The organism is Mesorhizobium sp. P3_A9 (assembly GCF_056402975.1).
Map to the genome: position 1 here is coordinate 1 of NZ_JBFUGJ010000377.1, position 5,482 is coordinate 5,482.

Sequence of the window (5,482 nt, forward strand, 5' to 3'; positions counted from 1 at the left end):
GCCCAACTGTTCGTTCCGCTTCTGCTTCGAGCATCGTAAGCTTTTCCCGGATTTCTTCCGGTTCGGCATGCTCCAATCCGACAACGTCGTTTCTGGTCTCGTCCAATGAAACGATGATCTCGTCGAGCTTGGCGTGAATGGCAGCAGTGTCGCGATAGCCTTGTATCAGGACCACCCCAGTGATCACGATGGCCGCGACCGATAGTGCGTAGGTGACTGCATTTGTCAGGCCGAAAGGCACCAGCGCGGTGCACAACGCCATCGCTATCATCATGACGTAGAAGCCCGGTGGCCGAGAAAGAAAGTCGGCCGCCACGAACAGGATGCGGTTCATACCCCGGCCAAGGTCAACAATGCGAGCAGTGCGGTGATGGCAACGCTTATCGGCACTGCCGCGAGCAAGCCTGCCTCGAGCAACCGGGTCTCTTTGTCGCGGAACATCAGAACCTCACACGCTCGAATTTGGTTTGGATAGAGGGTTCGCTCGCCGCATAAGCGGCGGAGCGAACCCTATCAGCGCAGGAAGGGACATAGCTGCGCGGATCTGCACGAATGTTAGCCAACGATCACCCCCAGGAGTAGAAACGTGAGGGCGGTTGCGAAGATCGGTGCGAGCAACCACCGCGCTTGGCCAACACTCCTATCCATCTGTTTTCTCCCAATTTTTCGGAGACAAAACCTCGCGAAGACAGCGCGGTTCCACGGGTCGGCAACGCTCGGACCATTGCGTTTTTCCCATCGGACCTAGGTCCGGCACGACCCCCGACTCAAGCCGTAAGGGCGGAACGTTGCATCTGCATCGAGGTTGGCTGTCGGGCGCCGATCGATCTCGTTCGGCCCTGATCTAACAAGGAGAGAAATCATGAGAACGCATCTTTCTGCCGMAGCCGCGGCTTTTCTTCTGCTCGCCGGGGTCGGCGTCGCCGCTGCCGAAGACATCATCATCCAGCCCGAACAGGAAACGGTGATCCGCACCTATGTGAAGAAGCAGCCCTTGGCGTCGGTGAAGGTTCCCGGCGTGGAACTCAATATCGGCACCGCTTTGCCTGATACGGTCGAACTTCGCGAAATTCCCGACGTCAAATATCGCTACGTCGTGATCGACAACCGGACCGTCCTTGTGGATCCCGGCACGCACAAAATCATCAAGGTCTACGACTGACCACCTGCTGACATCTTCCAATCTGAGCCCGTCGCCTTGGTGGCGACGGGCTAACTCGTCAAACGGAAAACATCGCCATGTCGAACTCCGAGACTGAAAAATCCGATAGCTTGGGAACGCGCGTGGCCGACCTCAAGACCAGGATGCTGCATGCCCAAATTACAACCGGCGAAATGAAGACTTTCCAGAAGGTCTTGGCGGTCATGGAGTGCGGCCAAGGTCGTATTGACGGCGATGACCTCATTGCCGCTTCGTTSCTCGCAGGACAGTGACCCCGAAGTGGCTAAGACACCCGCCAGATGACCAAGGATGTCGCAGGCTTCCTCACCAGGCTCGGCGACCTGCGCTTCTGGGCGCGAACCGAAGGTGAAGCTGGGCTGACTTCGAACATAGCTCGGCCCACTCATGAGCAAAAGCGCCGCGAGCAGGCTGGCATGGCGGCTTCGCCCTTTCGACAGGGCTTGCGTATACAAGCGGTATGTCGGTTCTCGATTCTGCGAAGCAATGGGCGCGCAATATCAAGCGCGATGTCGTGGCACTCTGGCTTGCCGCGCGTGATCCGCGCGTTCCATGGTATGCAAAGGCCACTGCCGGCGCGGTCGCGGCCTACGCTCTAAGCCCTATCGACCTGATACCGGACTTCATTCCGATCATCGGCTATCTGGACGACCTCATCATTGTGCCGCTCGGCATCATGCTTGCCGTCAAGCTGGTGCCGACCGATCTCATGCAAGAGTTCCGGGACGAAGCGACACGCCGCGCCAAGCCGGTAAGCAAGGCAGGGCTGGCATTCGTGGTCGCGGCATGGATACTGGCGGCGCTTGTGATGCTCTGGCTGTTCTGGCCGAAGCCAGCTTAGGTAGCGCGACTTCGATTCGGGGCGCGCGAGCCGAAGGTGAAGCTCGGTTAAAAGTGATGCAACAACAGGGCCGTCGCCGTGGCCGCAAACTCGACTCTCTGATAGGGACATCGGACGATCTGGCTCCCGGCCCGCGTTAGACTGGCGTCCATGCGAGACAAGTACAGCTTTCTTCGCAGCTTCATATGGGTGGCGTGCCTGACCGCGCTCCTCATGTGGGCTTCAATGGCGGTGACAGTTATTTTTGTCGACTTTTTGCATGGCAACCCTCACAGGACACAATCCAATGCCATCGCAACGGTGCTCGAGGTTGGCCCGCTGTTCGCTTTGATGGTGCTGGTGATGGCGATGCTTGCTTTTGGCCCGCCTCAACTGTTCCAAGCAGTTCTGTCGAAAATCACGTCACGGGTCTTCGACAGGAGGACCAGCGCCATCATCCTCATCGCAGCACTCCCAATCACAGCGGTCATCACATGGTACTCGTTCGATTATCTGGTTCCGCTGGCGGACCCGTCACCATACCCTGATGACTGGGAGCCCTATCAGCATGGGATGACGACGACCCGCTACCTGTACTCCCTCGGAGCCCAACTGCCTGTCACTCTGTTCAACGTAGCATACGTCAATACGGCTTCTCATCGGCGGCTTCGCGTACGACTGATCGTATTCGCGCTGGCAGCCGTTGCCGTCGCAGGCGTCGTCATGGGCCACCGAGACGCCGTGAACCAATATAAGTTTCTTTAAACCGCGCCCGGACAGCAACCGTTCAACGGAAAGCGCGACACCTTTGGCCGGTTCCCCAGGCCGGTGTTCATTCATGTTGCAGCCTGGTCAGTTGCTTCTCGGCTTCCTCGACGGCGTTGGCCATCACCATGTCGAAGTCGATCATCGCTTCCAAATGGCCGTGGTCATCGATGGATTTCCGCAGCATTCGCATTGCCAGGATGGCGTCCGCCATCGCCTGTTCGATACTGACCACCATAAAGCAATCCTTGCTTCGCGAATAAACCTTTCTGGAAGCGTGCGGTTCCGCCCAAAACAAGACGGCATTTGCCAAACCGATACTTGCCTGGGCTCGCATCGATGGGACTGGCTGCGCCCTACGCGTCCGAAGGGTCGCTCTTCGTCGCATCCGGCCCGGTCCGGAAAATCCGCCTGAGAATGTCGCGCGCGATCTCGGCCCGATGCCTGTCCTGGCCGCGCAACTCAACCCCACCTAGCCTTGCGGGCGCGCCGCCCTTGTGGTCCCACACCATCCAGCTGCCGGATTCTTCCTTCAGGCACTCGAATCTGTCCCCTGGCATCAGGCGGATCTATCTCTCGGCATCAGCGTCTCCATTCACAGGCCCCGCAATCGAGGCATTTTCACCGCTGGCCATACCGGGTTGGGTTTGATGCCGRCCGTGTCCCGCGTCGGTCAAAGCGGCACCTGGGGTCCACCCCCGCGAAGCTAGCGAGTTGCCGGTGGCCGAACAATGAAGGAGGTCGCTTGGTACGTTTCCGAACAGTTCGCAGGACTGGCTAACCGATTGTCGGAAGCGTACAGTCGCTCTGTCGCCGGCCGTTGAATGGGCGCTGGCGCTTGAAGAGCCGTTCGCGCTTTCGCCCCACCGATGGGTAAAACGCGATGGTGCCAAACGGTTCGGCGGACTCAAATCAGCTTTCGATCCTGGCCAAAGTGCTCGACGAGTATTGTCGCCAGGCCGGCATTGGTGCCGGTCACGCGGCGCGGGAGTGGCTTGGCCGCCGCGTCATGGAGCTGTTCCAGGGCGGCATGGACAAGTCCGCGGAATTGCATGCCGCCATGAACGCCAGCTACGCCGAATGGCTGGGCGAGGTCGATCGCCTGTCTTCATCTTCACAACAGCCTGTCTTGTGGGCGATCGACCCTGCAATCACGGAACCATCCGCTGCCGAGACTGTTGATTCAGGTGGCGGCGGAGCATTGCGCTTCCCTCAAGCTGATGAGGCGGATCACTCCGCTATTTCGTCGCCACACCCCCTCTGAGAGACTGTTTGAAAACGGAGCGCCAGACAGGAGCAATCAGTCGGGAATCGGCAGCGGTGCCTCACTCAAGGTCCGCAGGTAAGCGATGACGTCTACTCGCTGCTTCTCGTCCTGCAGACCCGGGAAAATCATATCTGTTCCAGGCAAAGTGAGTGCGGGGTTTGAGATAAAAAGATTGAGTTCCTCAAAGGTCCAATCGCCACCAGCGTCCTTCAGACTTGATGAATATTCGACGTCGCTTTGCGAAGCCTTCCGCCGCCCTACGATGCCCCACAGATTGGCCTTTTTGGAAACCTTGACCCCCGGCGCCGCAAGATGGCAAACCCCGCACGTTCTGCCGAAAATTTCTTTGCCAGATTCAGCGCTTGCCGATGCTAGTCGTGCCGAAATCGGCGCAAGGGCGGGTCGTACGGCGCCATGACTGCGCAAGTAGGCCACGACGTCCTCGTGACCACCGAGCTTGGCCAAATGTATGGGCGGATTTCCATTCGATGTCAGTGCATTGACCTCTGCTCCAGCATCCACAAGATGGATGACGCACTGAAGGCAGCCCTTCTCGGCAGCCACGTGCAGCGGGGTCTGCGCTTTCGCCACCTGATTTGGATTGGCCCCATTATCGAGCAACAGCTTCACGATGTCGGCGTACCCACCCTTGTTGGCGGCGTAAAGTGGCGTTCTTTGCCAACTGACGGGCAGGTTAACGTCCGCCCCATGCTTGATCAGAAGTTTTGCCAATTCGACATTTCCGGCCTCGCAGGCGATATAGAGCGCCGTAACACCGTCAATTTCATTGATATCGGCGCCTTTGTCCAAGGCGGAAGTCACCGCTGCGACGTCGCCATTCCTGACAAGATCACCTAAGTTGCTGGCCTGGGCGGGCAGTGTAAAAAGCCAAAGGGCCGACGCAGCCCCTATCACCCACGTGCGCCCCCGCTTAATCATTGTATCTCCCTGACGAGAGTTCCATGACGGGTTTATCTTATAACAAGGGCTTGCTGGCGACAATGTATCGCTCACTGACGTTCTCAAACGGCTCCTGAGAAGAACTCCAGAAAAGCAACGCGGAACGGAACGACTCGCTATCGGAATGTCGAAAGCGTACAGTTCTCCTGTCGCTAGCCACTGAACGGGCGCTGGTGMTTGAGAGTGTCGATCGTACTCCCGCCCCTGCGGGAGCTACGCGATGAATTACGAAATTCCAAAATCGACTGTCACCGGCCAGGCACTGGCCGACGAAACCTCCACTCAGCCAAGATACCGAAATGAACTGTTGTGCAAGATGAGCGCGCAGGACCTTGCGCTGCTTGAGCCCAGCCTGCAGCGGATAGCTCTGCCGCTGAGAATGCCGCTTGTGACGCCCGGTGCGCCGATTGCAGCCGTCTACTTCATCGAGCACGGCATTGCGTCGGTGGTCGCGCGCACGTCCGGCGGCCGGGAGGCGGAGATCGGGTTC

The 5,482-nt window shown here is 58.6% G+C and carries 9 protein-coding genes and 1 pseudogene; 5 read left to right on the top strand and 5 right to left on the bottom strand.

The window, feature by feature from the left end; genetic code table 11:
• On the bottom strand, window positions 1-334 hold a 334-nt coding region (locus AC1DX0_RS30285; RefSeq protein ID WP_477358107.1), incomplete at its 3' end, for a low affinity iron permease family protein.
• Between the two features lie 528 nt (window positions 335-862).
• On the opposite strand from AC1DX0_RS30285, the gene AC1DX0_RS30290 reads away from it, so the two are divergent.
• Window positions 863-1,162: a DUF1236 domain-containing protein gene (locus tag AC1DX0_RS30290; RefSeq protein ID WP_477358109.1), complete on the top strand. Its 300-nt coding sequence runs from the start codon at window positions 863-865 to the stop codon at window positions 1,160-1,162.
• Between the two features lie 50 nt (window positions 1,163-1,212).
• Here AC1DX0_RS30290 and AC1DX0_RS30295 read toward each other — a convergent pair whose 3' ends face one another.
• Complete coding sequence (locus tag AC1DX0_RS30295; RefSeq protein WP_477358112.1) at window positions 1,213-1,635, bottom strand: hypothetical protein; 423 nt, start codon at window positions 1,633-1,635, stop codon at window positions 1,213-1,215.
• Between the two features lie 5 nt (window positions 1,636-1,640).
• Between AC1DX0_RS30295 and AC1DX0_RS30300 the strand changes: the two genes are divergently transcribed.
• Together AC1DX0_RS30300 and AC1DX0_RS30305 are read left to right on the top strand one after the other, a co-directional pair.
• Window positions 1,641-2,021 (top strand): YkvA family protein, encoded by a 381-nt coding sequence (locus AC1DX0_RS30300; protein WP_477222678.1) that lies wholly within the window; start codon window positions 1,641-1,643, stop codon window positions 2,019-2,021.
• Window positions 2,022-2,171: 150 nt separating this feature from the next.
• Window positions 2,172-2,765, top strand: a complete 594-nt coding sequence (locus AC1DX0_RS30305) for a hypothetical protein (protein WP_477222679.1) — start codon at window positions 2,172-2,174, stop codon at window positions 2,763-2,765.
• 67 nt (window positions 2,766-2,832) lie between these two features.
• Here the strand turns inward: AC1DX0_RS30305 and AC1DX0_RS30310 are convergent, their stop codons facing one another.
• Entirely contained in the window at window positions 2,833-3,078 is a 246-nt protein-coding gene (locus tag AC1DX0_RS30310; RefSeq protein WP_477222680.1) for a hypothetical protein, read from the bottom strand.
• A 43-nt stretch (window positions 3,079-3,121) separates the two neighbouring features.
• A complete protein-coding gene (locus AC1DX0_RS30315) occupies window positions 3,122-3,325 on the bottom strand; it encodes a hypothetical protein (protein WP_477222681.1) in 204 nt (67 codons plus the stop codon).
• Window positions 3,326-3,648: 323 nt separating this feature from the next.
• Between AC1DX0_RS30315 and AC1DX0_RS30320 the strand changes: the two genes are divergently transcribed.
• Window positions 3,649-4,029, top strand: coding sequence for a hypothetical protein (locus AC1DX0_RS30320; protein ID WP_477222682.1), 381 nt, complete (start codon window positions 3,649-3,651; stop codon window positions 4,027-4,029).
• 36 nt (window positions 4,030-4,065) lie between these two features.
• On the opposite strand, the gene AC1DX0_RS30325 is transcribed toward AC1DX0_RS30320, so the two are convergent.
• Window positions 4,066-4,971 carry an ankyrin repeat domain-containing protein gene (locus AC1DX0_RS30325; protein ID WP_477222683.1) on the bottom strand — a complete coding sequence of 302 codons (906 nt, stop codon included), beginning with the start codon at window positions 4,969-4,971 and terminating at the stop codon, window positions 4,066-4,068.
• A gap of 241 nt (window positions 4,972-5,212) precedes the next feature.
• Between AC1DX0_RS30325 and AC1DX0_RS30330 the strand changes: the two are divergent.
• Window positions 5,213-5,482 (top strand): annotated as a pseudogene (locus tag AC1DX0_RS30330) (hypothetical protein); the annotation flags it as partial.